This window comes from uncultured Streptococcus sp., assembly GCF_905372115.1.
GTDB lineage: Bacteria > Bacillota > Bacilli > Lactobacillales > Streptococcaceae > Streptococcus.
This window is the reverse complement of record NZ_CAJPNR010000006.1, coordinates 1-23,540: the sequence shown is the minus strand read 5'-3', so window position 1 is coordinate 23,540 and position 23,540 is coordinate 1. Positions and strand designations below refer to the sequence as shown.

Sequence of the window (23,540 nt, the reverse complement as noted above, 5' to 3'; positions counted from 1 at the left end):
AATATGAAAAAGACTTTAGGAAAAAAAGTAGAACTGGGAATGAAATTAATCCCAATTCCTCTGTCTTTACTGCTTGCTGGGACAATGGCAGTGACTGTGCAGGCTGAGGAGGTAAGTAGTGAAACAGAGGGGAATCAAGTCCAAAATAACCAAGCGACTCCTCCTGTAAATCAAGAACTGCCAAATGATGGGACAATCAAAAATACACCAGCAGAGGAAGCTTCCGGTCTGACCATCTCAGAAGAAGGAGAGAAGGGCGCAGCCCAAGTCACGCCTGAAATCAAACAATTAGCTCAGGAATTTTATGACTATCATACTAAGGAAAATAGCTCTGAAATAACTAAGGCTGCAAACTTCACATCAGTCATGCCGGAGATGCAGTCAAACGAACAAATACAAGAAGCAGCTAAAAAGTATGATTATGCATATGCTATTCGCAAGATGGATGGAGTCTTTAAATATATTGATTTAAAACAAGTAGAAAATTTAAATCTAGTTAGAGATGAGGATTTTAGGGATGTAGGTTCTCGAATAGCAACACTTATCCAAAATGATACTGCCCTCTTCTTTTTGAATAAGTGGGAGGCTATATTCAATCCAAATCCAACACCTGAAGAAGTAGCGAAGATACCAAAAGCTATTATTCCACGCTCCGAATTGGATCTGACAGTTGATGAATCTATTCCAAAAAGAGTGTTTTTGAGAAACGCGTATCATCCACGAAACTGGCGTGGAGACTGGGATGGTTGGAAAACCTATGAAGAGGCTTTTTCTAGAAAATATCTGCCTTCGTCAGATCGTAGAATATTATCTATGAAAGAGATAAGACAGATATATTCTAAAAATCCTGATATGGTCCGAGTTGAAGCGTATCCTATTGAAAGGGAATTCTCTGAAAAAGGACCTATAAATCCGTACTTTCAGAGAATTGTGATTAATCAAAAGGAGCTCGAATTTTTTTCCACGCGTTTCCATAATAGGGATATAAAGAATGGAGTGTTTGATACACGAGATACGGATTCCTTAGGGTTTGGTTATAGAGATCCTATTGAATCATGGAGACAACAAAATTATCGTTTCAATGAGTCTCAAATTGGTAGAATTTTTAAACTACAAAAAGGGATGGGATTAGAAAAATATAACGACCTAGTGTATATCGACTGGCTGGGGAATAATCCGACAGTAACGGAGCCTTGGTTTGGTGAAAACAATATTAAAACCTTCCACTACAAACTGTATCTGATGAAACCTGGTGATAAGACTCGCTACTATATCGATCGGGACTATACGATTCAAATTGAGGGTGTACATGGGTTAATTGAGACGCCTGATGGTGGACTTAAAATTGTTGAATCAACTCTTTACAAGGGAGGGAAGACAACACTTGGCTTAAAAATTGACCAAAAGTTCATAGATACAGCTTTTAGATCTGTCAAAGCTGATGGCTTCGTCTTTAAAGTTTCGGATGTTAAGAAGGTTTATGCGAGTGATACGGAACCGGGCAAGGTTCTTGTCCGTTACCAAGACGAGCAGGGTCATGCTATTGCTAACCCTATTACGGATGAGCAACCAGGTAAGACTAGATACACAGTCAGCCCTAAACCTCTTATTTCCCATAAGAATCAGCTCTATACTTATAAATCTCGACTAACTGCCTATGATGCTGAATCGGGAGAGTACGAAGCAGGAAGAACCAAAGAAATCGTCTATAAGTATGAACTCAGCCAGTTCCAGCTTCCAAATGATGCACCAAGCGAAGACAAGCCCATCTTGGAAATGACTCGTTTTGTAGATGAATCAGGTCAAGAGTTATCAGACCCAGAGCGCGGTTTAGTAGCTTCTAAGACTATCGCTGGCTTTGACTATCAGTCCAGCAGTGACGAGGACAGTATTCGCACCCATGTCTATCGCGCAAGTGTGCATGAAGTACCGTCAGACTCTCCAAGTGAAGACAAGCCAGTCATGGAAATGACCCGCTTTGTAGATGAATCAGGTCAAGAATTATCATCTCCTGAGCAAGGTTTGGTGGCATCTAAGAGTATTGCTGGCTATGATTTCCAGTCCAGCAGCGACGAAGATGGTGTTCGCACTCATGTCTATCGTACCAGCGTGCATGAAGTGCCGACAGACGCTCCAAGCGAAGAACGGCCAGTCTTGGAGGTGACCCGCTTTGTAGATGGAACAGGTCAAGAGTTATCAGCTCCTGAGCAAGGTTTGGTAGCATCTAAGAGTATTGCTGGCTATGATTTCCAGTCTAGTACTGAGGAGGATGGCATTCGCACGCATGTCTATCGCGCCAGCGTGCATGAAGTACCGAAAGATGCACCAAGCGAAGAGCGCCCAGTCATGGAAATGACTCGCTTTGTAGATGAAAGTGGCCAAGAACTGTCAGATCCAGAGCGTGGTTTGGAGGCGTCTAAGAGTATCGCTGGTTATGACTACCAATCCAGCAGTGACGCGGACGGTATTCGCACTCATGTCTATCGTGCCAGCGTACATGAAGTACCGACAGATGCTCCGGTTGAGGACAAGCCTTCTATCGAAATCACTCGCTTTGTAGATGTAGAAGGAAGACCTTTAGCAGCTGAGGAATTTGGTTTGCTAGATGCTAAGGCTATTGAGGAGTATGGATTCGTTTCTGTATCAGATGCCAATGGCGTTCGCACTTATGTTTACAAGCCAAAAACGAACACTCAAACACCTTTGGGAACAGAAACTTCTGAGCAGAAGAGTCTTGTAAGGGTTGAAAACTCTGAGACTAGTCCGGTTCTATCTCGAGTGTCCAAACATCAATTACCAAATACTGGAAACACAAATTCATCATTCTTGGGAGCAGCAATTATCAGCCTTTTGGCTTCTGTTGGCTTACTACATTCCAAGAAAGAACGAAAAAAATAAGGCCAATCTGGTCTTATTTTTTCATTTCCATAATTTTGCTGTGACTTATCTAACACTCCAGACACTAACTGATTTTTCCTCCACAGGAAATTCTCCCCAGCCTTGGTCGTCAATGGTTACGATTTGGGAGTTGTTGCCTAGATAATCGCTGAATTCTCTGCCAGCCCATTCTGGACCGACCAGCATGGATTTGCTGGCTGCTTGGCCATTGCTGATAAGGACAGCGATTGGCTGACCATCGTCCATACCTTGGCGGGTCCAGCCGATACAGTTGGCATCGTCAAAGTAGTCGGTCTGCTCACCATAGGCAAGATTGAGGCGGATGTCTAGGAGTTTATCCAGTAGCTCTTGAAAGCTCTCTTGGGCAAATTCTCCGCTAATGCCATAGTAGTCTCCATAAAAGACGCAAGGCAATCCAGCTTCTCTTAGAAGTATAAGAGCATAGGCCGCCGGTTTGAACCATTCTTCGACGGTAGACTCCAAAGCCTGACCTCTCTGAGTATCGTGATTGTCCACAAAGGTTACAGCCGATTCAGGATGATTCTTTGCAAGTGTCTGATCAAAAACAGTTCGCAGGTCATAGTCTGCTCCAGATTTGCTGGCATCAAATAAATTCTGATGGAGCTTGACATCGACTAGGTCAAAGCGGTAGTCAATATTTTCTAGATAATCGTTATTGGCCTTCTCATCGCTATTCCAAAATTCCCCAAAGACATAGAAAGCTTCACCGTATTTTTCAGTAATATCGCGGATGAAATTCTTCATAAAGAAAGAATCAATGTGCTTGACAGCATCTAATCGAAATCCATGTACACCAGTGCTTTCAATAAACCAATGAGCCCAGTCGTAGAGATTTTGGATGACTTCGGGGTGCTTGAAATCAATATCCGCATACATGAGATAGTCGTAGTTACCATTCTCGTTGTCCACTAGCTCATCATTTGCCCAACCTTTATTATCGCCTTGAATGAGGAAAATGCCTGACCTATTGTTTTTAGCATCATAATCAGTGCCAGTGAAGTGGTACCAGTGCCATTCAAAGTCATTATAGGCTTTTTTGCGGCCTGGGAAAGCAAAATGCATCCATGCTTCTATTTCAAATGGTTCTGAGATTTCTACATTTCGGTCATTTGGATCAACTTCAACGACAGTAAAACGCTCTTTGTAGTCAGCTGCGGCCTTGTGATTGAGAACCACATCTGCAATAGCTTCGATACCGTTTTGGCTAAGCGCTTCAATCGCTCGGAGGTATTCTTCCTTCAATCCATACTTTGTGCGGACGGTCCCTTTTTGGTCGAATTCTCCCAAATCAAAAAGGTCGTATACACCATATCCGACATCATTAGAGCCAGTTCCTTTGAAAGCTGGCGGCATCCAGACTTTGCGAATTCCTTTCGCTGCTAAGTTTGGTGCATCTTCCGCTAAGCGGTTCCAATGCTGACCGTCATCTGGCAGATACCATTCAAAATACTGCATTAAGGTTTGGTTTTCCATATAAATTTTCCTCTTCATTCTCACTGATTGGCTTTATTGTACCAAAAGAAGCAGAAAGGCGCAATCGTTTGCGTTTTTCTGCTTCTATAGATATTTTGACATTTCCATAGATAAAAGATAGAATAGATTAAAATAAAAGCGCTTACATAATATAATGGGCTTATTATAAAAGATTTTATCTAAGGAAAGGTGTCTTTATGAGAAAGAAAAGACTAGTTACATTACTCTTACCAAGTTTGTTACTTGCACCTTTGGTATTGGCGCAAGCTGTTCAGGCGGATGAGGCGACTCAAGCTAGTAGCGAGCGCACGGACAATCTCAAGACAGAAACAGTTGCAAAGGCTTCTGAAACTGGCTCTCAGGATCAACAATCAACGGCAGTAGAAACTGCAAGTCAGACTTCTTCAGAAGATTCGGTCTCGGAAAAGCAAGAAAAGGCACAGCTTGTGCCTGATGAAGCAGCACCTAGCCTTAGCCAAGCGCAGGAGCAGGAGCTTCTGGCTTTGGCTAAAGATGTCAGCTCAGCACCTTCCGCTGGCTCAACTGCTGTGAAAGGCCAAGATTTGTCTGCCTATACTGGCGGCCTTTCAAACCCTTCCCTCGCTGATAAGGAAATAACCCTGCAAGAGGCTGTAGATGAATTGCTCAAGTGGGCAGCAGTCAGTGATTCTCAGTTGGGTAGCAGTGCCGAGGATAGAGCAAATCTAGCAAAGAGCTTGGGGATGATTGAAAAAGAGGCTGATTTGACAGTCAGTGTCCAGGGTGCTAATCTGCAATCTATGTATTCGGTTGCCAAGCGACTGCATGATGCTTATCGCTCTGAAAAGAAAGAGCCTCTCTTTTTGAATGGACGTTCACAGCCAATTTTTCCATATAGTAGTGGTGAAGACAGATATGAGGAGTATACTTATGAAGGCAGTGAGATTGTTCGTTTCCCAGTCTATGTAGAGACTGACCACGACACGGATGGTGACGGTAAGCGAGATTTAGTCAAGGCTATTGTGCAGCTTCCTAAAGCAGCTGCTAAGGGTGATTATAAGGCTGCGACAATCTTGGAAGCTCGTCCCTATGTCGCTGGAACTTTAGACGAAGACCATGTGACGCTAGAAAGTCTCAATCTACCGACAAACGGTTCTTATGACATGAAGAGCCTCCGCAATCAGCCAGCTAAGCGCCAGCCAGTTTCTAGCATGAGCAGTATTGATGCGGCAAAAAGAGCAATGTCATCAGATTGGTATTATTACAGTCCTTATGAGGGAATTTATGACTATGAAAACTTGAACTGGTATGATTATTTCCTCGTCCGAGGCTATGCTTTTGTTTCTAGCGCTGGTCTAGGGACCAAAGGATCTGAAGGTTTTAATACAACTGGCTCTGATTTAGAAATTGAAGCATTTAAAAATATTGTCGAATGGGTCAATGGTAAACGAACAGCCTACACAGACAGAACTAGCAATATCGAAATCAAAGCCGACTGGGCTAATGGAAAGGTCGGTATGACTGGTCTGTCTTGGGCTGGTACGACAACTTTCGGTGTGGCAACGACTGGCGTTGAAGGATTGAAAACCATTGTTCCAGCAGCTGGAATTGCCAGCTGGTATGATTATTTCAATAGTCAAGGGTCGGCTTACACCAATCCGCCTTACAGTGATTTATCTTGGCTTTCTCTCTATGTCGCTACACGCTTGCTAGATCAAAAAGATTGGGCTGCTATTAGTAACAAGTATGCTGACTACATTAATCAGTTAAATAAGGACCAGAATGCGCACGGCCGTAACTATAGTCCGGTATGGCAGGAGAGGGATTACACGCTACATCCAGAAAAGATAAAGACCAGTGCCCTGCTAGTTCATGGTTTGAATGATGACAATGTCAAAACCAAACACTTTGAGCTCATGTATGATGCGCTAAAAAAAGCCGGTCAAGATGTGAAACTTTATCTTCACCAAGGAAATCATATCAATCCTGCTGCCGTATCTAGAGGCTTTGGTATTACAGCTAACAAGCAAGATTTTTATGACTTACTCAATACTTGGTTCTCTCATTACCTCTATGATGTAGAAAATGATGTCAGCAAACTTCCTGCTGTTTTGGCACAAAATAACTATGATCCAAATAAATGGACCAGTTATGATAACTGGAAAAGCAGTAATCGCTTGATTCTGACAGCTCAGTCTAAGCGCTTAGAAGAAACGATTTCCAGTGACTACGCAGGAGCGGGAATTGATACCAGCAAGCGTGATGAAGCGGTTAGCAAAGCTTCTTCTAAGGCTAATTTGACATTTATGACAGATGTCAAAGAGGATATGACCATTAAAGGACGTATCCCAGTCCATTTCAAGGCGGCTCTGGCAAAGGGGGGTGGCAGTAATCTGCAGGTCAATGCTCTCCTAGTAGATGTATCAGACCAAGAGTTTGATGTGGTTGGAAACGGTGCAGCCAGCGATGAAAGTCAGAAAGACGGCTTTTGGATGGGCAGCAATCTCAACAATATGGATATCAAAAATTTTGCGACTGTCAAAACCAAATACAAAGTCATTGCCAAAGGATGGGTCAATCTGGCTAATCCAGAATCGGGCTATACACCATCTAGCTCGCAAAATAGTATTAAGCCTCAAATTGGTCAATTCCATGACTATACAGTCTATTTGCAGCCTAATCTCTATACTGTGAAAAAAGGCCACAAGTTGGCTCTGGTTTTCAACACGTACGATCCAAGCGACCTCACAATTGATCGTCAATATGAAGTGACTTTCAAGACGGACTCCATCAGTGCGCTAATACCTACTTTGGAAGCTAGTCGACTGCAAAAGGCAAACTATATACCGAATGCTCTTGATACAGCTTATGCAGCTCTACCAGAGATTATTGGTGCAAAATTAGTCGCACCAGCAATTTTAGAAGTTCCTGAGTATATCTTTGACAGCGAAGAAGGCGGAGAAGTTCCGTCAGTTCAGTTGGTGGTTCACTTTGGAGAACATTATGAACAGGCAGTAGGAAAAGTTCAGAAAATAAGCAAGCAGCAAGCTCCAACTGCCTTACCTAAAACCAGTAGCAATTCAGATAAGGGAATCCTGCATCTTGGCCTGGCTCTGCTGGTCAGCACACTAGGCTTATCTAGTTTAGCAAAGAAATACAAACAACCTTAATGGTTCTGTTCAAAAAGCAGCTAGAATTTCATAGTTAGATGAAGTTCAGCTGCTTTTAGCTTTATCTTATATCCGACTTTAGGCAGAGACGAGACAAAAAGCTGCAAAAAGAGTATACTAATCTTTATAGAAATCGGTAAAGGAGCTCTCTTATGATTGAATTTAAAGATGTCACTAAAGTTTATGAAGGAACGGTAGCTCTCAATCAGCTGAATCTGACCTTGCAAAGCGGAGAAATCGTTGGTCTGATTGGTCACAATGGCGCTGGAAAATCTACTACCATTAAGTCCTTGGTCAGCGTCATCAATCCTAGCAGTGGACAGATTTTTGTAGATGGGAAAGAATTATCAGCTAATCGCTTGGAAGTCAAGAAAAAAATCGGCTATGTAGCTGATTCACCAGATTTATTTTTGCGCCTAACTGCCAATGAGTTCTGGGAACTGGTAGCGACTTCTTACGATATGACAAATGCTGAAGTCGAAGAGCGACTGGGAAATCTGCTCCATATTTTTGACTTTGGCTCTCATCGGTATGAGGTTATTGATTCATTTTCTCATGGGATGAGACAAAAAGTCTTCGTCATAGCGGCGCTTTTGTCTGACCCTGATATTTGGGTGCTGGATGAGCCGCTGACTGGTCTTGATCCGCAGGCAGCTTTTGACCTCAAGCAGATGATGCGCCAGCATGCAGACAAAGGAAATACAGTTCTCTTTTCAACCCACGTCTTGGAAGTGGCAGAGCAGCTCTGTGATAAGGTGGCTATTCTCAAAAAAGGGAAATTGATTTTCTACGGAACGATTGAAGAACTAAAAGGTCAACATCCAGAACAGTCTCTTGAAACCATTTATCTTGGTCTGGCAGGCCGTAGAGAAGAGGTGAGTCCTGATGCGAATTAAAGCTATAAAAAAACTCGTTGATATCAACATCCTCTACGCCATTCAGCCGTCTCAGCTGCAGCAGTACCGCAAGATGCAAGCTAAGAATCCTGAGCGCAAGGTCAATGTATCGCTGAAGGCCATCCGCATGTATCTGATTTTAGGACTGGTCTATCTCTTTCTTTTCGGCTTGATGGGCTCCCTGAACCAACTGGTTGGCAATCCTGGTCTCTTTGCCAATTTGGTTTCCGCTTTTGCTCTCTTTTCTATGTCTCAGGGCTTTCTGGTTTTTTACAATGTCTTTTATGAAAGCAAGGACTTGCAGTCTTATCGTCCCTATGCTTTTAGCGAAGCAGAAATCATTGTCGGCAAAAGCATTTCGGTTATTCTGACCTTGCTGATTGCCATTTTGCCTATGTTCAGTTATTTCTTGATTTTGGCTTTTCAAGGTGGTAATCCTTTCTTTGGGCTTCCCTTGGCTCTGCTTGCTATTCTGATTTTAAGTTCAGTTATCACCTTTCTGATTTTGATTGCCGTCCACTTTATTACCAAGACAGCCTTTTTCCGAAAGTACAAGACCATCCTGTCCAATGTCATTCTGGCTCTTGTTTCCGTTGGCTCCTTTTTCCTCTATTTTATGATTAATCAAATGAACAGCAGAAGCGTCATAAATCGTACAGAGGTTAAAGCTTTCTTCCCGCCAGTTCAAGCCTTTTATGATTTTATTCTTCATCCTTTTCATACAGCGTCCTTGCTGGGATTTTTGGGATGGGTGGCAGTTGCGGCTCTTCTATTTTTCATCGTAAAGACCAAGGTGATTCCAGAATTTTATGAGGCAGCTCTCATGACGGGCTCTTCAGTAGGAAAGCGGGAGCGCGTGCATGACATCAATATTGCGGAAGCAAAAAATCTTAAAAAGTTTGTCTTGCGCTACAATATCAGGCTCTTGAGCGAGGGTTCTGTCATTATGCAGGCCATTTTTATGTCGGCCTTTCTCCCTTACATTGTCATTTTCAGTATGGGAATGGGTATGATACAAGGCGGCCTGTCTTTGACTCCTTATCTGGGACCGCGTTTCCTCTTGCCAATGATGGCCTTGGCTGTTTTGATTGCAACGCTAAACTCAGGCGGCAGCAACCTTACGGCTATTGGGATTTCTCTGGAAAGGGAAAATTTTGATTATCTCAAGGTTCTCCCCTTTGATTTGAAGCAATATATTCATCTGAAGTTTTGGCAACTCTTTGCCGTCCAGTCTATCCTGCCTTTGACCTTGCTTTTGATAACCAGTCTTGTTTCCGGTATGCATCCATTGACTTTCTTGGGCATGGTGATTGTTTGGGCCTTGATTAGTCTAATGTGGAGTTCTTGGGGTTACTACCGAGACTACAAGCATCTCGTGACCAATTGGTCCAATGTCACAGAATTGATGAGCCGAGAAAATAATATGGTGAAAACTCTCTTAGCCATCGCTCTGATTTTAGGAATGTTGATTGTCATTACTCTTCTCTTCTTTATATCCAATGTTCTTGCGCCTCTGGTAATTTATGTGATAGTCGCTCTAGTTTTAGCAGGCTTAGCTGTGTTGTCTTACATAGTCCACAAACACTACATGAAAAAGCTGAATGAAGAGCTAGTAGTATTTTATTAAACAAGCATCAGGAAGTCGAAAGACTTTCTGATTTTTTGACTGTAAAAATAACAGCTCTGTACATTTGCAGAGCTGTTATTTGTTTTTCTTTATTTTTTCTACATCCAGTGGCATGAAAGTCGCCATAACTCGACCGATAAGTTTAGGTTCTTCCTCATGCGGGATAAACTTATCACTGTATTTTTTATTAAGGGAAATCAGACGGATGCCGGATGGATCGTTGAAGACCCTTTTTATAATGGTTTGGCCGTCATAATCGATAGCATAGATAGCCCCAGCAAGCTCAAAATGAGTCTGCTTGATTAGCGCTACGGAATCTCTCGGATACTTGGGCTCTAACGAGTCAGTTCGTACCCAAAGGGCAATATCGTAGTCAATTTCTCTGTCCAGCCAGACTAAATCAGCTTGTTCAGGCTTATGCTGAGAGAGATAGTAATTCTCATAGACCAAGTAGGGGAAGTAGTCGTCCTTTAAGTTGGCTTGTGTTTCTTGCTCAGTCAGGCTAGCTTCTAGTAGCTTTAATCCTTTCTCCTGTCTGTCTTGGTCAAGTTGCTGATAAATACGATTTAAATCGGGAAATTGCTGAGGGATATCTGCAATTAGTCGGTAACGAGGGTCGATTTCTTTGACCTCTACCTCAAAAAATCTTGCAATCTTTTCTAGATTGGCTGCGATAGGCAGAGATGTTCCTTTGATATAGCCAGTCAGTGTACTAGCAGGAATGCCTGTTTCACGAGATAATTCGACTTGTTTTTTACCTGTTTCCTTGAGAAGTTCTTTGAGTTTTTTAGAAATGAGAAGACTTGCTTCCTTGTCTTGGGGGCTTGCGGCGCCTCTTCCTCTGGCCATAATATCAACTCCTTTACTTGGTTTTATTATAGCGAATTAAATCGAAAAAGTAAAGGATTAGGTCAATTATCTTAGCCTAATCCTTTACTTTTTTAGATGTCGTATTAGATTTCGTAGCCCATTAAGATTCCGCCTTCCTCAGCATAGAAGCTGCAGAGGCCTGAAGTCGGCACCGTTTCGATTTGAGCTTGGGGATACTTTTCTTGTACCAGTTGACTAAATTGCTGGCAGAATTTTTCGTTATTGCGGTGAGCGATGATGAGTCGGCCACCCTTGTAACCAGCTTTGAGTAGCTCTTCGATTGCAGAAGCGAGAGCCTTTTTCGGACCTCGTGCCTTTTGCAGAAGCTCTAGCGTTCCGGTCTGGCTAGCTTCACCGACCATACGGATATTGAGCAAGCCGACAACGGTTCCCAGAAGTTTGCTCAGTCGGCCGTTTTTGACCAAGTTATCTACCTTTGCCAGAACGAAGAGAAGCTTGGTTTTCTCTTGATAGCGATTAATGACTTCAACGACTTCATCAAAGCTGAGATCTTGCTGAATGAGTTCATTGAGTTTAGTCACAAGTAAGTCCACCTCGCCGCCTGCAGAAAGACTATCAATGACATGAATCTGGGCATCAGGATGTTCTTCTAAAAAGATTTTCTTAGCAACCTGTGCACTATTATTGCTGCCAGATAGAGTTCCAGTGATAGTCACCACAAAGATCTTGTCAGCTCCCTCAAAGCTTTTGAGATAGTCATCTGGACTAGGGCAGGCGGACTTTGAAGCAGCAGAAGAAGCATACATCTTCTCCATCATCAGGTCAATATCAAGTTCCTTATTATCTACAAAGATTTCATTTTCCACTTGAATGGTCAAGGGAACACTTTCAAACTGGGTGTCTTTAGCTAAGTTTGTCATTTCACGAAAGTCACAGCCAGAGTCGGCTATAATTTTCCAAGTCATATTTTTCTCCTTTTTTGTCAAGTATGTACAATAAAAAAATTGACAAAAAACCTGTCTTTTTTTACAATTATAACATGAAGAATGCTTACTAGAAAGCGGAAACTGTCAGCTGAGACAAGAGGGAAGAAATTGTTATGTCGGAAAAGAAAATATCGGAAAAATCACTCGCGAATTTAAAGAAATACAATCAGGAATCCAATCAAATCACGAGAGAGTCTCTGGAAATTTCTCTCATGCAGTTGCTTGAGAAGAAAGAGCTAAAAAAAATCACGATTTCAGAGCTGGTTGAGCGAGCAGGGGTTTCCCGCGCTGCATTTTACCGCAATTATAGCTCTAAAGAGCAGATTCTGGAAGAGATTTTTAAAAACACTGTTCAAGGCATTACGGATAAATTGGAAGAGTTTAACTTTAAAACGGAGATGTACCAAATTTGGCTTTTTCTTTTTAAGGAAGCTAAGAAAGAAGCTCGGGTTATCAGCCTAGCCATCGACTATAATTTTGAAAAGCTGCTGACTCAGGCTGTATTTGACTTTTTGGAAAAGCGTAATCGCAATGCTAAGAAAACAACTAACTCTTATATGAATTCCTTCTGGAGTTCAGCAGTTGTTTCCGTTCTCTCCAAGTGGATTAAGGACGGCATGAAGGTTCCAGCTGAAAAAATAGCTTCTTTAGGTCTGCCCCTCTTTCCCCAGAAAAAGAAAATCAAATAAAAACAAGTGAGTCATTAGGGCTCGCTTGTTTTTAGGTTCTGTAAGAAGTTGGTCAATTCTTTTTGGTTCCTTAATTCGTAGAATTTCTGAGGAAAGGTTTGTAGGATTCTATTATATCTTGCCAGTGCTGTCTGGCGCCGTCCTTTCCAAAGAACCCAGCAGATAAACTCCCAGTCAAACTTTTCGGGGCAACCTGGAGCCATGCTTTCTCTGGTACGGTTACGGTATTTTAGATAGCGTTTGAAAGCTCTATAGAGGCAGTTCCAGCGAGAGAAGTTGAGATAGATGATTTGGTCGGCTTCTGCCATCCGCCGTTCATAAAAACACCAAGAGTAGTTCCCATCAATGACCCAGTCGGTATTTTTTGATAAAAAATTGTCCATTTGTTCTCGCATCCAATCATGGTCACTATCCTTCCAGCCAGGTTGATACTCTTCGAAAATCAAATTCAAACCACGTTAGCGTCGCCTTGACGTACGCCAGTACTGCCTACGGCTAGCTGCCTAGTTTGCTCTTTGATTTTCATTGAGTAAAAAATAGCAATCTATCCATGTGAAGTTTGGGAATGGAGTAGTGGTTGGACAGTTGTACTGCTAGAGTGGATTTGCCAGAACCGGAATAACCGATAATTGCTATTTTCATCCTTTTCTCCTTTGTGTGAGAAACAAAAAAAGCTCCTGAGAGCTCCCTTTGTATGCATTATTTAGCAAGTTTAGCTGAAAGGCGTGCTTTATCGCGGCTTGCTTTGTTTTTGTGGATCAAACCTTTTGTTTCTGCTTTATCGATAGCTGAGCTAGCAGCACGGAAAAGTTCTTCAGATGGGTTTGCTTCAAATGCTTTGATTGCAGTACGCATAGCTGACTTTTGAGCTGAGTTTTTTTCGTTATGTTTCACGTTCAATTCAGCGCGTTTGATAGCTGATTTAATGTTTGCCAAGTTGTTTCACCTCCATTGAAAATACTAACTATCTAATTATATATGAAAAGTTAGGATTTGACAAGCTTTTTTATTTTTTTAAGTAAATTTCATCAATTTCATGATTTCCAGCTTTGTGCAGAATAATTTCTGCCCGATTGCGGGTTGGCTCAATGTAGTCTAGCAGGTTGACAAGGTTAATGCTTTTCCAGACATTATGGGCGAAAGCCACCACTTCCTCTTCTGATTGCGTGGTGAAGCGGTGGTAGTAGTTTTTGGGGTCGTTTTCAGCCAGCGTCAGCATTTTTTTAAAGCGATCCAGATACCAGTTTTCAATATTTTCGACTTCTGCATCGACATAGATAGAAAAGTCAAAGAAGTCTGTCATATAGAGGCGCTCGTTCTGTGGATTTTGGAAAACATTGATGCCTTCGACGATAACAAAATCTGCAGCCTTTACCTCCTGCATATCCTGAGGGACGATATCGTAAGTCTCATGTGAATAGACGGGAATTTGGAAATCCTGACCGTTTTTTATGCTGTCCAGAAAGGAAAGAAGCAGCTCCATATTATAGCTTTCTGGGAAACCCTTGCGGTTTAAAATGCCATGATCTTCCAAGGTTTTATTCGGAAATAAAAAACCATCTGTGGTAACTAGCTCGACTGTCGCATTTGAAAAAGTCCGAGAAAGCAAAATCTGCAGCAAACGGCTGGTGGTGGATTTCCCAACGGCCACACTGCCAGAAACTCCGATGATAAAGGGCTGTTTCCGGCTCTCTTTTTGTAGAAAAATCCCTTTGGAAAAAGCCAAGTCTTCCTTAGAACGTTTATAGATTTGAATGAGGTTAGTCAAGGGTAAATAAATGTCCGTCACGTCTTGCAGGCTGATCTTATCATTGAAACTCTTGATAGAGTTGAGCTCGGCCTGGGTCAGGGGCGGAGTTGTTTTACGATGCAGGTTTTGCCATGTATGGCGGCTAATTTTTTCAAAGTGAAGAAATTCGTTAGTCATAAGTTACTCCTGTATGATGGACTTTAGTATAACATACTTTTTGGAGAAATGAAAACGATTTACAATTCTAGGAAAATTATGATAAAATGGTTGTATGACTAAAATGTATTTTGCAGAAAATCCTGATGCCAAACATGATATTCATGAATTAAATGTGGAACTGTTAGGACAGCGGCTGACTTTTTTGACAGATGCTGGTGTCTTCAGTAAAAAGATGATTGATTATGGCAGTCGGGTCCTTTTGTCTGTCTTGGACTTTGAAGCTGGAGAACGGGTCTTGGATGTTGGTTGCGGCTATGGGCCTTTAGGTTTGACCTTAGCCAAAGCGTACGGAGTGGCTGCGACCATGGTAGATATCAACCAGAGGGCCTTGGACTTAGCTCAGAAGAATGCTGAGAGGAATCAGGTATTTGCTCATATCTTCCAGTCAAATGTCTATGAAAAGGTTACTGGAATTTTCGACCATATTATCAGTAATCCGCCTATTCGTGCTGGTAAGCAAGTCGTGCACGACGTCATCAGAGGAAGCTATGAGCATTTGACAGAAGGCGGAGATTTGACCCTTGTGATTCAGAAAAAGCAGGGAGCACCCAGTGCCAAGTCGAAGATGGAAGCTATCTTCGGTAATTGTGAGATTGTTAAGAAGGACAAAGGCTACTATATACTAAGGAGTGAAAAATAGGATGCGTGCTGTAGATATTATCCAAAAGAAGAGAGACGGTCTGGAACTGACCAGTCAGGAAATCCAGTGGCTGATTGAGGGTTATGTGGACGGGACGGTGCCTGATTATCAAATGGCAGCCTTTGCGATGGCTGTCTATTTTAAGGGCATGACGACTCGGGAAATTTCGGATTTAACCATGACCATGGTTGGAACTGGTGAGCAGTTTGACCTGTCAGAAATCACGGGAATAAAAGTAGATAAACATTCTACTGGCGGTGTTGGTGATAAAGTAACTCTGGTCTTGGTACCATTGGTAGCTAGTTTCGGTGTGCCTGTTGCTAAAATGAGCGGCCGCGGGTTGGGCCATACTGGAGGAACCATTGATAAATTGGAATCCATTAAAGGATTTCAGGTAGAGCGCAGTCAGCAAGACTTTATCAAGCAGGTGCAGGAAATCGGCTTGTCCGTTATCGGTCAGTCTGATCAGTTGGTGCTGGCGGATAAGTTGCTCTATGCCTTGCGAGATGTAACAGCAACTGTTGATACGATTCCGCTGATAGCTAGCTCTGTTATGAGTAAGAAAATTGCTGCTGGTGCAGACAGTATACTTCTGGATGTGACGGTCGGTGAAGGTGCCTTTATGAAAAATATAGATGATGCTCGTGTGCTAGCACGTACTATGGTGGATTTGGGCAAGGCTGTCGGCAGAAAAACGGTAGCTGTTCTGACAGATATGAGTCAACCTTTGGGAACCAGCATCGGCAATCGTCTGGAAATCTTAGAAGCTTTGGATATCTTGCAGGGCAGGGGTCGTGAAGACATCACAACTTTCATTTGTGAGTTGGCTCAGATTATGCTCGGACTAGCAGATGTTGAGAAAACGGTGGAAGAAGTAAGAGAACAGCTGACCAACGGTGCTGCTTTGAAGAAATTTGAAGCTATGGTTGTAGCTCAAGGTGGTGACTTGGAAGATCTCTATCGTCCATCAAGTGCAGCTCATATTGTAGATGTGAAAGCAGAACAGGCAGGTTATATCACTGAACTGCCTGCTATGGAGTTCGGACTCTTTGCCATGAGACTTGGAGCAGGACGCGCAGTTAAATCTGACGACTTAGATTATGAAACAGGAATTGTTTTCGAAAAGAAAGTCGGAGACAAGGTCGAAATTGGAGAAGTTTTCGCAAAAATTTATTCAAATGAAAAAATTTCTCAAGAACTAGTTACAGATTTTCAAAAAAATGTTAAAATAGGTGATGAAAGCGTTGCAGTAAGCGAGATTATCGAGGTTATTGCTTAATTCTAGGAGAAGCAAACATGAAATTAAACAAATATATAGACCATACGCTTTTAAAACCTGAAGCGTCAGAAGAGCAGATTCTGAAGTTAATTGAAGAAGCAAAAGTTTATGATTTTGCCAGTATCTGTGTCAATCCAACCTGGATAGAGTTTGCTGCGGAGCAGCTAAAAGGCTCAGATGTCAAGGTTTGTGTGCCAATTGGTTTTCCTTTAGGAGCCAACACTTCCGATGTGAAAGCTTTTGAAACGAAGGACGCAATTCAAAAGGGTGCGGGCGAAGTGGATATGGTCATCAATGTCGGCGCTCTGAAGTCTAAAAATTATGATTTGGTAGAGCAAGACATCCGTGCGGTTGTAGAAGCTGCTAACGGTACCTTGGTCAAGGTAATTCTGGAAACTTGCCTACTGACAGATGAGGAAAAGGTTAAAGCCTGCCAACTGGCTCAGAAAGCTGGAGCTGATTTTGTTAAGACTTCTACGGGATTTTCAACTGGCGGTGCGACAGTCGCAGATGTTGCCCTTATGAGAAAAACAGTTGGTCCTGACATGGGCGTCAAGGCTTCTGGCGGTGCTCGTTCTTATGAAGATGCGCTGACCTTTATTGAAGCAGGTGCGACTCGTATCGGAACTTCAGCCGGTGTGGCGATTATGAAGGGAGAAGAAGCTAGTGGCGACTACTGAGTTGATTGACTTAGCTGTCCAAGCCAGCAAAAATGCTTATGTTCCCTATTCTCATTTCCCTATCGGAGCGGTTTTAGTCGCTAAAGACGGTCGGGTATTTACCGGTGTTAATGTTGAAAATGCCAGTTTTGGATTGACCAACTGCGGAGAACGGACAGCTATTTTTAAGGCGGTTTCAGAAGGAGCTTTAGACTTCGAGGAGCTGATTGTCTATGGTGAGACAGAAAAACCCATATCACCTTGTGGTGCCTGCCGCCAAGTAATGGCAGAATTTTTTGCTGAGGATCTAAAAGTGACCTTGGTCGCTAAAGATAAATCGACGGTCGTGATGACGGTCAAGGAATTACTTCCATATTCTTTTACAGATTTAACATAAGTCTGTTATTGGTCATCTGACCAAACTCAAACTTGCAACTGTGTTGCACATCTTATTTAGGAGGTTCAGAAATGAACAAAAAACAATGGCTAGGTCTTGGTCTAGCAACTGTCGCAGCATTCGGACTTGCTGCATGTGGAAACCGTGCTTCTCGCTCAGATTCTTCAAACGCGAAAACTGATTTGAAGGCTGCTATCGTAACTGATACTGGCGGTGTTGATGATAAGTCATTCAACCAGTCTGCATGGGAAGGTTTGCAAGCTTGGGGTAAAGAAAACGGTCTTTCTAAAGATAACGGCTTTACTTACTATCAGTCTAATGATGAGTCTCAATATGCAAATAACCTGAACCAAGCTGCTACGGATGGTTATAATTTAGTATATGGTATCGGATTTGCTCTTCGTGATGCGGTTGAATCTGCTGCCCAAGATAACACAGACATCAATTATGTTATTGTCGATGATGTTATCGAAGGACAAAAGAATGTTGCTTCAGCTATTTTTGCTGATAATGAAGCTGCTTACCTTGCTGGTGTTGCTGCTGCAAAAACTACTAAGACAAAACAAGTTGGTTTCATAGGTGGTATAGAAGGCGCAGTTATCACTCGTTTTGAAAAAGGCTTCGAAGCTGGTGTGAAATCAGTTGACCCATCTATCAAGATTCAAGTAGACTATGCTGGCTCATTCGGTGATGCAGCTAAAGGTAAGACAATTGCTGCTGCTCAATATGCTGCAGGTGCAGATGTGGTTTACCAAGTTGCTGGTGGAACTGGTGCTGGAGTATTTAACGAAGCTAAGTCAATCAACGAAACAAGAAATGAAGATGAAAAAGTTTGGGTACTCGGTGTTGACCGTGACCAAACTGAAGAAGGTAAATACAAGTCTAAAGATGGTAAAGAATCTAACTTTGTTTTGGCATCAAGCTTGAAACAAGTTGGTAAGACTGTCCAAGACATTGCTAACCAAACTGCCAAAGGTAAATTCCCAGGCGGTAAAACTACAACCTTCGGTCTGAAAGACGGTGGAGTTGACTTGACAACTACAAACCTGTCGGAAGATACTAAAAAGGCTGTTGAAGAAGCGAAAGCAAAAATCCTTGACGGCAGCATCACTGTTCCTGACAAATAAAACAATTTAAGAGCGATCCGACCGTGCAGGGTCGCTTCTTTTTGAAATTGAGACGCCTTTGTGTCAGTAGAATTTATTAGCACTGGCTGTGCTAGTAAATTTTATTGAAATAAAATGAAATTCTGGAAAGGAAAGAGCCATGACACATGAAAATGTCATTGAAATGCGAGAAATTACCAAGATTTTTGGTGAATTTGTAGCCAATGATAAAATCAATTTGGAACTCAGAAAAGGTGAAATTCACGCTCTTTTGGGAGAAAATGGTGCCGGCAAGTCAACCTTGATGAATATGCTGGCTGGCCTGCTTGAGCCAACCAGCGGTGAGATTGTAGTGAATGGAAAGTCAGTTAAACTGGACTCTCCATCAAAGGCGGCCTCACTTGGTATTGGGATGGTGCACCAGCACTTTATGCTTGTTGAAGCATTTACTGTCGCTGAAAATATCATCCTTGGAAGTGAAATCACCAAAAATGGTGTGTTGGACTTGAAAGGCGCGACTAAAGAAATAAAGGAACTTTCTGAGAAATACGGCTTGGCAGTTGATCCATCTGCTAAGATTGAAGATATTTCTGTCGGTGCCCAGCAGCGGGTTGAGATTCTGAAAACTCTTTATCGTGGGGCGGACATTCTCATCTTTGACGAGCCGACAGCTGTTCTGACGCCAGCTGAGATCGATGAATTGATGAAAATCATGAAGAATCTCGTCAAAGAAGGAAAATCTATTATTCTTATCACTCACAAGTTGGATGAGATTCGGGCAGTTTCTGACCGAGTAACGGTTATTCGTCGCGGAAAATCCATTGAAACAGTCGAAATTGCTGGTGCAACTAACCAAGATTTGGCTGAAATGATGGTGGGCCGGGCTGTTTCCTTCAAGACTGCGAAAGAGCCTGCTAATCCTCAAGAAACTGTCTTGTCAATAAAAAATCTTGTTGTTGAAGAAAACCGTGGTGTTCCAGCTGTTAAGGGACTTTCTCTTGATGTCCGTGCTGGTGAGATTGTCGGGATTGCCGGTATTGACGGCAATGGTCAAACTGAGCTGATTCAGGCTATTACAGGACTTAGAAAAGCTAGCTCTGGCGAGATTAGAATTAAGAACCAGTCTATTATTGGTAAGCAGCCGCGGCAGATAACTGAAATGAAAGTCAGCCACGTTCCTGAAGACCGCCACCGTGATGGTTTAGTCCTAGCAATGTCCATATCTGAAAATATTGCTCTACAGACTTACTATAAAGAACCGCTCAGTAAAAATGGAATCCTGAATTACGGTAACATTTATTCTTACGCACGCAAGTTGATGGATGAATTTGATGTTCGGGCGGCCAGCGAATATGTACCTGCTTCTGCTCTTTCAGGAGGAAACCAGCAGAAAGCTATCATTGCTCGGGAAGTGGACCGTGATCCAGACCTTCTGATTGTCAGTCAGCCAACTCGCGGACTTGATGTGGGGGCGATTGAATACATTCATAAACGCTTGATTGAAGCACGGACTCAAGGCAAGGCTGTCCTAGTTGTTAGCTTTGAGCTAGACGAAATCCTCAATGTTTCTGATAGAATCGCCGTTATCCACGATGGTAAGATTCAGGGAATTGTAACTCCAGAGGAAACTAATAAGCAAGAGCTTGGTATTCTCATGGCTGGTGGTAAGATTCAGAAGGGAGCTTCAAATGTCTAAAAAAACACAACAGATTGCGGTTCCTTTAATCTCAGTTCTTCTAGGGATTTTATTGGGAGCGGTTGTCATGGCCATCTTTGGTTATGATGCTATCTGGGGGTATGAGTCCCTCTTTAAAACAGCTTTTGGTTCTTTGAGAAGTTTGGGTGAGATTTCTCGCGCAATGGGACCTCTGATTCTCATCGGTTTAGGCTTTGCTGTAGCTAGCCGTGCTGGATTCTTTAATGTTGGACTTCCTGGTCAAGCTTTAGCTGGCTGGATTTTGGCTGGTTGGTTTGCACTTTCCTTCCCTAATTTACCTCGTCCTCTGATGTTATTGGCGACTGTAGTCATTGCAGCAGTGGCTGGTGGTATTGTTGGTGCTATTCCAGGAATTCTACGCGCTTATCTGGGAACGAGTGAAGTTATCGTAACCATTATGATGAACTATATTGTTCTTTTTGTTGGAAATGCTCTTATTCATAGTTTCCCAGAATCTGTGATGCAGAGTGTTGACTCTAGTAAGCGTGTCAGTGCCAATGCGATTTATCAAACAGAGTGGTTGAGAAGTCTTACGTCTAACTCTCGGATGAATATCGGTATCTTCTTTGCCTTGATTGCAGTAGTGGTTATTTGGTATTTGCTTAAGAAAACAACACTTGGTTTTGAAATTCGTGCTGTAGGGCTTAATCCAAATGCATCTGAATATGCAGGGATGTCATCTAAGCGTACTATTATCGTATCTATGATTATTTCAGGTGCTCTTGCAGGACTTGGAGGAGTAGTAGAAGGACTTGGAACTTATCAGAATGTCTTTGTTCAAGGAAGTTCCTTGAGTGTTGGTTTCAATGGTATGGCGGTAAGTCTTTTGGCAGCCAATTCTCCAATTGGAATCCTCTTTGCAGCCTTCCTCTTTGCGGTTCTGAGTGTTGGTGCTCCAGGTATGAACGTAGCTCAGATTCCAACAGAACTTGTAAACATCGTAACAGCTTCTATTATCTTCTTTGTCAGCGCCCACTATCTGATTGAGCGTATGACAGGTATGACTATCTTTGATTTCCTTAAAAATCGTCGCCAAGAAGCTAAAAAAGTGAAGGAGGGAAACTAGGATGAATATTGTAACGGTATTAAGTTTATTAGTATCATCTATGCTGATTTATGCGGCTCCCTTGATTTTCACAAGTATTGGCGGGGCTTACTCTGAACACGCTGGTGTGGTTAATGTCGGCTTGGAAGGAATCATGGTTATGGGGGCTTTTACAGGCGTTCTCTTTAACCTGACTTTCGAGAAGAGTTTTGGTAGTGCGACTCCGTGGCTTTCTTTGATTGCTGCTGGTTTGGTCGGAGTTGTCTTCTCTCTTATCCATGCTGTAGCAACTATTACTTTCCGCGCGGACCACGTTGTGAGTGGTACAGTGCTGAACTTGCTGGCTCCTGCCTTGGCAATTTTTCTTGTTAAAGCTATTTATAACAAGGGACAAACGGATAATATTCAGCGTTCATTCGGCAAGTTTAATTTCCCTGTCCTGTCTGATATTCCAGTCTTGGGAGATATTTTCTTCAAACATACAAGCTTGGTTGGTTATCTTGCCATTGCTTTCTCTTTCCTTGCTTGGTTTGTCATGTTTAAGACCAAATTCGGACTGCGTCTTCGCTCAGTCGGAGAGCATCCGCAGGCGGCAGATACCTTGGGAATCAATGTTTACCTCATGCGTTATTACGGTGTCATGATCTCTGGTCTGCTCGGTGGTATTGGAGGAGCTATTTATGCTCAGTCTATCTCTGTTAACTTTGCTGTGACAACTATCGTAGGTCCAGGATTTATCGCCTTGGCAGCTATGATTTTTGGTAAATGGAGTCCTATTGGTGCCATGTTGGCGAGTCTCTTCTTTGGAGCTTCCCAAAGTTTGGCGGTTATCGGGAACCAGTTGCCTTTGCTTTCAAGCGTTCCAACGGTTTATCTGCAGATTGCGCCATACGTCTTGACGATTGTAGTCCTTGCGGCATTCTTTGGTAAAGCTGTTGCTCCGAAAGCGGATGGTATCAACTATATCAAGTCTAAATAAACCTTTACACCAGTTCTTTGGAGCTGGTGTTTTTGGTGTTTGAAAGAAGCTATAATCATAGGAATAGAAAAAGCCTGCTTCAGGTGAAGCAGGCTTTTTAATAAGATTAGTTTGTTGCGATTTCATTTAGCAGGTCTTCTGCAGTGGTGGTTGGATTAACGCGTACGCGGTTGAGTGAGAGCAAGCCATTTGATAGGGAAGCTAGTCCGTTATTGGTTGTCAGTCCCATCTTGTAGCCAAGGCTTTCAGCAATCTGCAAGGTTGCATCACTGTATCGTCCAGATGGATAGGCAACAGTTGTTGTGGTTTGAGACAGTTCCTTGTCTAAGTAAGACTTGGAGTCTTTTAACTCAATTTTTTGTTGGTCTTCTGCAGTCGCTGAGAGGTCAGGATGGTTGACGGTATGGTCTTCAAAGGACATGCCTTTTTCCTTCATTTCCTTTATCTCATCTAGCGTCAGCATATCTTCACGCCCTGCTTGAACAAATCCGGTAATGACATTATTGGTTGCTTTCATGTCATATTTCTGGAGAAGCGGAAAGGCATTAGTATAGAAATCCTTTAAACTGTCATCGAAGGTCAGCCAGACGACTTTTTTGTTTTCTGGCAGGACGTTCTCCGTCAGTACCTTGTATGCTTCTGCTGGTGTTAGTGGATAGTAGCCTGCGTCTTTCAAGGCTTTCAGATGACTTTCAAATGTGGCTGGGTCCACAATCAAACCGGCGTTAGCTGCTTCTGAAGGATCCATGACGTGAATAGCATGATACATCAAGATAGGTACTTGAACTGGTTGGTCTTGTTTGACCCATTTTACCTTGTCTTTGTTGCTGTCATCCGAAGTCGTCTTTTTTTCCCGAGTCGGTGCTGACGAAGTTTTAGATGAAGTATTGACTTGGTTCGTTGACACATTATTAGCTTCTTTTTGGTTGTGTGAGTTCTGCAGCTTGGCTAGTAAAGAAAAGCCACCTACAATCAGGACAAGAAAAAGTAATAAACTTGTTAAAGAAAGCAAAATAGCTCTTTTCCTAGCTTTGCGTTGCTGCATGCGATTTCCTCTGTGTTTTCCTGTCATAATATCTCCTTTTTTAAAAAAATTACAATTCCTTGCGGAAATTTACATCTATTATAACAAATAAAGAAGTAGTTTTGTAGGCATTTTTATATAATTTTGTTATAATA

The 23,540-nt window shown here is 42.4% G+C and carries 19 protein-coding genes and 2 pseudogenes; 13 read left to right on the top strand and 8 right to left on the bottom strand.

Annotated elements, in window-relative coordinates; genetic code table 11:
• The first annotated feature begins 3 nt into the window (after nt 1–3).
• A complete protein-coding gene (locus tag QZ169_RS03260) occupies nt 4–2,898 on the top strand; it encodes a MucBP domain-containing protein (RefSeq protein WP_227963365.1) in 2,895 nt (964 codons plus the stop codon).
• 45 nt (nt 2,899–2,943) lie between these two features.
• Here the strand turns inward: QZ169_RS03260 and QZ169_RS03255 are convergent, their stop codons facing one another.
• Nucleotides 2,944–4,410, bottom strand: coding sequence for an alpha-amylase (locus tag QZ169_RS03255; protein WP_295504863.1), 1,467 nt, complete (start codon nt 4,408–4,410; stop codon nt 2,944–2,946).
• 179 nt (nt 4,411–4,589) lie between these two features.
• On the opposite strand from QZ169_RS03255, the gene QZ169_RS03250 reads away from it, so the two are divergent.
• The 3 genes from QZ169_RS03250 (at nt 4,590) to QZ169_RS03240 (ending at nt 10,064) form a co-directional block, all read left to right on the top strand.
• The gene (locus QZ169_RS03250) at nt 4,590–7,541 is read left to right on the top strand and encodes a CocE/NonD family hydrolase (RefSeq protein ID WP_295504862.1); all 2,952 of its coding nucleotides are present in this window, start codon (nt 4,590–4,592) and stop codon (nt 7,539–7,541) included.
• A gap of 152 nt (nt 7,542–7,693) precedes the next feature.
• Nucleotides 7,694–8,437, top strand: a complete 744-nt coding sequence (locus QZ169_RS03245; protein ID WP_295504861.1) for an ABC transporter ATP-binding protein — start codon at nt 7,694–7,696, stop codon at nt 8,435–8,437.
• Complete coding sequence (locus QZ169_RS03240; protein WP_295504859.1) at nt 8,427–10,064, top strand: hypothetical protein; 1,638 nt, start codon at nt 8,427–8,429, stop codon at nt 10,062–10,064. The genes QZ169_RS03245 and QZ169_RS03240 overlap by 11 nt, the downstream gene beginning before the upstream one ends.
• 75 nt (nt 10,065–10,139) lie before the next feature.
• Here the strand turns inward: QZ169_RS03240 and QZ169_RS03235 are convergent, their stop codons facing one another.
• The gene (locus QZ169_RS03235) at nt 10,140–10,913 is read right to left on the bottom strand and encodes an XRE family transcriptional regulator (RefSeq protein WP_295504858.1); all 774 of its coding nucleotides are present in this window, start codon (nt 10,911–10,913) and stop codon (nt 10,140–10,142) included.
• Nucleotides 10,914–11,017: 104 nt separating this feature from the next.
• The gene (locus tag QZ169_RS03230) at nt 11,018–11,860 is read right to left on the bottom strand and encodes a DegV family protein (protein ID WP_295504857.1); all 843 of its coding nucleotides are present in this window, start codon (nt 11,858–11,860) and stop codon (nt 11,018–11,020) included.
• Between the two features lie 134 nt (nt 11,861–11,994).
• Here QZ169_RS03230 and QZ169_RS03225 point away from each other — a divergent pair, with 134 nt between their 5' ends.
• Complete coding sequence (locus tag QZ169_RS03225) at nt 11,995–12,570, top strand: TetR/AcrR family transcriptional regulator (protein ID WP_002895666.1); 576 nt, start codon at nt 11,995–11,997, stop codon at nt 12,568–12,570.
• A 14-nt stretch (nt 12,571–12,584) separates the two neighbouring features.
• Here QZ169_RS03225 and QZ169_RS03220 read toward each other — a convergent pair.
• The 4 genes and pseudogenes from QZ169_RS03220 to coaA form a co-directional block, all read right to left on the bottom strand.
• A pseudogene (locus QZ169_RS03220) lies at nt 12,585–13,004 on the bottom strand (topology modulation protein); the annotation flags it as partial.
• A gap of 100 nt (nt 13,005–13,104) precedes the next feature.
• Nucleotides 13,105–13,212 (bottom strand): annotated as a pseudogene (locus tag QZ169_RS03215) (topology modulation protein); the annotation flags it as partial.
• A 57-nt stretch (nt 13,213–13,269) separates the two neighbouring features.
• Complete coding sequence (gene rpsT / locus QZ169_RS03210; RefSeq protein WP_002895661.1) at nt 13,270–13,506, bottom strand: 30S ribosomal protein S20; 237 nt, start codon at nt 13,504–13,506, stop codon at nt 13,270–13,272.
• A 70-nt stretch (nt 13,507–13,576) separates the two neighbouring features.
• Nucleotides 13,577–14,497, bottom strand: a complete 921-nt coding sequence (gene coaA, locus QZ169_RS03205) for a type I pantothenate kinase (RefSeq protein WP_295504856.1) — start codon at nt 14,495–14,497, stop codon at nt 13,577–13,579.
• A gap of 94 nt (nt 14,498–14,591) precedes the next feature.
• Between coaA and QZ169_RS03200 the strand changes: the two genes are divergently transcribed.
• From QZ169_RS03200 to QZ169_RS03165, 8 genes are all read left to right on the top strand, one after another.
• Nucleotides 14,592–15,179 carry a class I SAM-dependent methyltransferase gene (locus tag QZ169_RS03200; RefSeq protein WP_295504855.1) on the top strand — a complete coding sequence of 196 codons (588 nt, stop codon included), beginning with the start codon at nt 14,592–14,594 and terminating at the stop codon, nt 15,177–15,179.
• A gap of 1 nt (nt 15,180) precedes the next feature.
• Complete coding sequence (locus tag QZ169_RS03195) at nt 15,181–16,458, top strand: pyrimidine-nucleoside phosphorylase (RefSeq protein WP_295504854.1); 1,278 nt, start codon at nt 15,181–15,183, stop codon at nt 16,456–16,458.
• A gap of 17 nt (nt 16,459–16,475) precedes the next feature.
• On the top strand, nt 16,476–17,138 hold the full coding sequence (deoC, locus tag QZ169_RS03190) for a deoxyribose-phosphate aldolase (protein ID WP_295504853.1): 663 nt from the start codon (nt 16,476–16,478) through the stop codon (nt 17,136–17,138).
• Nucleotides 17,125–17,514: a cytidine deaminase gene (locus QZ169_RS03185; RefSeq protein WP_002906685.1), complete on the top strand. Its 390-nt coding sequence runs from the start codon at nt 17,125–17,127 to the stop codon at nt 17,512–17,514. Before deoC ends, QZ169_RS03185 begins: the two co-directional genes overlap by 14 nt.
• A 71-nt stretch (nt 17,515–17,585) precedes the next feature.
• Nucleotides 17,586–18,641, top strand: coding sequence for a BMP family protein (locus QZ169_RS03180; protein ID WP_295504852.1), 1,056 nt, complete (start codon nt 17,586–17,588; stop codon nt 18,639–18,641).
• A 139-nt stretch (nt 18,642–18,780) separates the two neighbouring features.
• On the top strand, nt 18,781–20,316 hold the full coding sequence (locus QZ169_RS03175; protein ID WP_061591855.1) for an ABC transporter ATP-binding protein: 1,536 nt from the start codon (nt 18,781–18,783) through the stop codon (nt 20,314–20,316).
• Entirely contained in the window at nt 20,309–21,403 is a 1,095-nt protein-coding gene (locus QZ169_RS03170) for an ABC transporter permease (protein WP_111675894.1), read from the top strand. Before QZ169_RS03175 ends, QZ169_RS03170 begins: the two co-directional genes overlap by 8 nt.
• 1 nt (nt 21,404) lies before the next feature.
• On the top strand, nt 21,405–22,361 hold the full coding sequence (locus QZ169_RS03165) for an ABC transporter permease (RefSeq protein WP_125383179.1): 957 nt from the start codon (nt 21,405–21,407) through the stop codon (nt 22,359–22,361).
• Nucleotides 22,362–22,467: 106 nt separating this feature from the next.
• Here the strand turns inward: QZ169_RS03165 and QZ169_RS03160 are convergent, their stop codons facing one another.
• Nucleotides 22,468–23,433 (bottom strand): polysaccharide deacetylase family protein, encoded by a 966-nt coding sequence (locus tag QZ169_RS03160; RefSeq protein WP_125383181.1) that lies wholly within the window; start codon nt 23,431–23,433, stop codon nt 22,468–22,470.
• Nucleotides 23,434–23,540 lie beyond the last annotated feature (107 nt).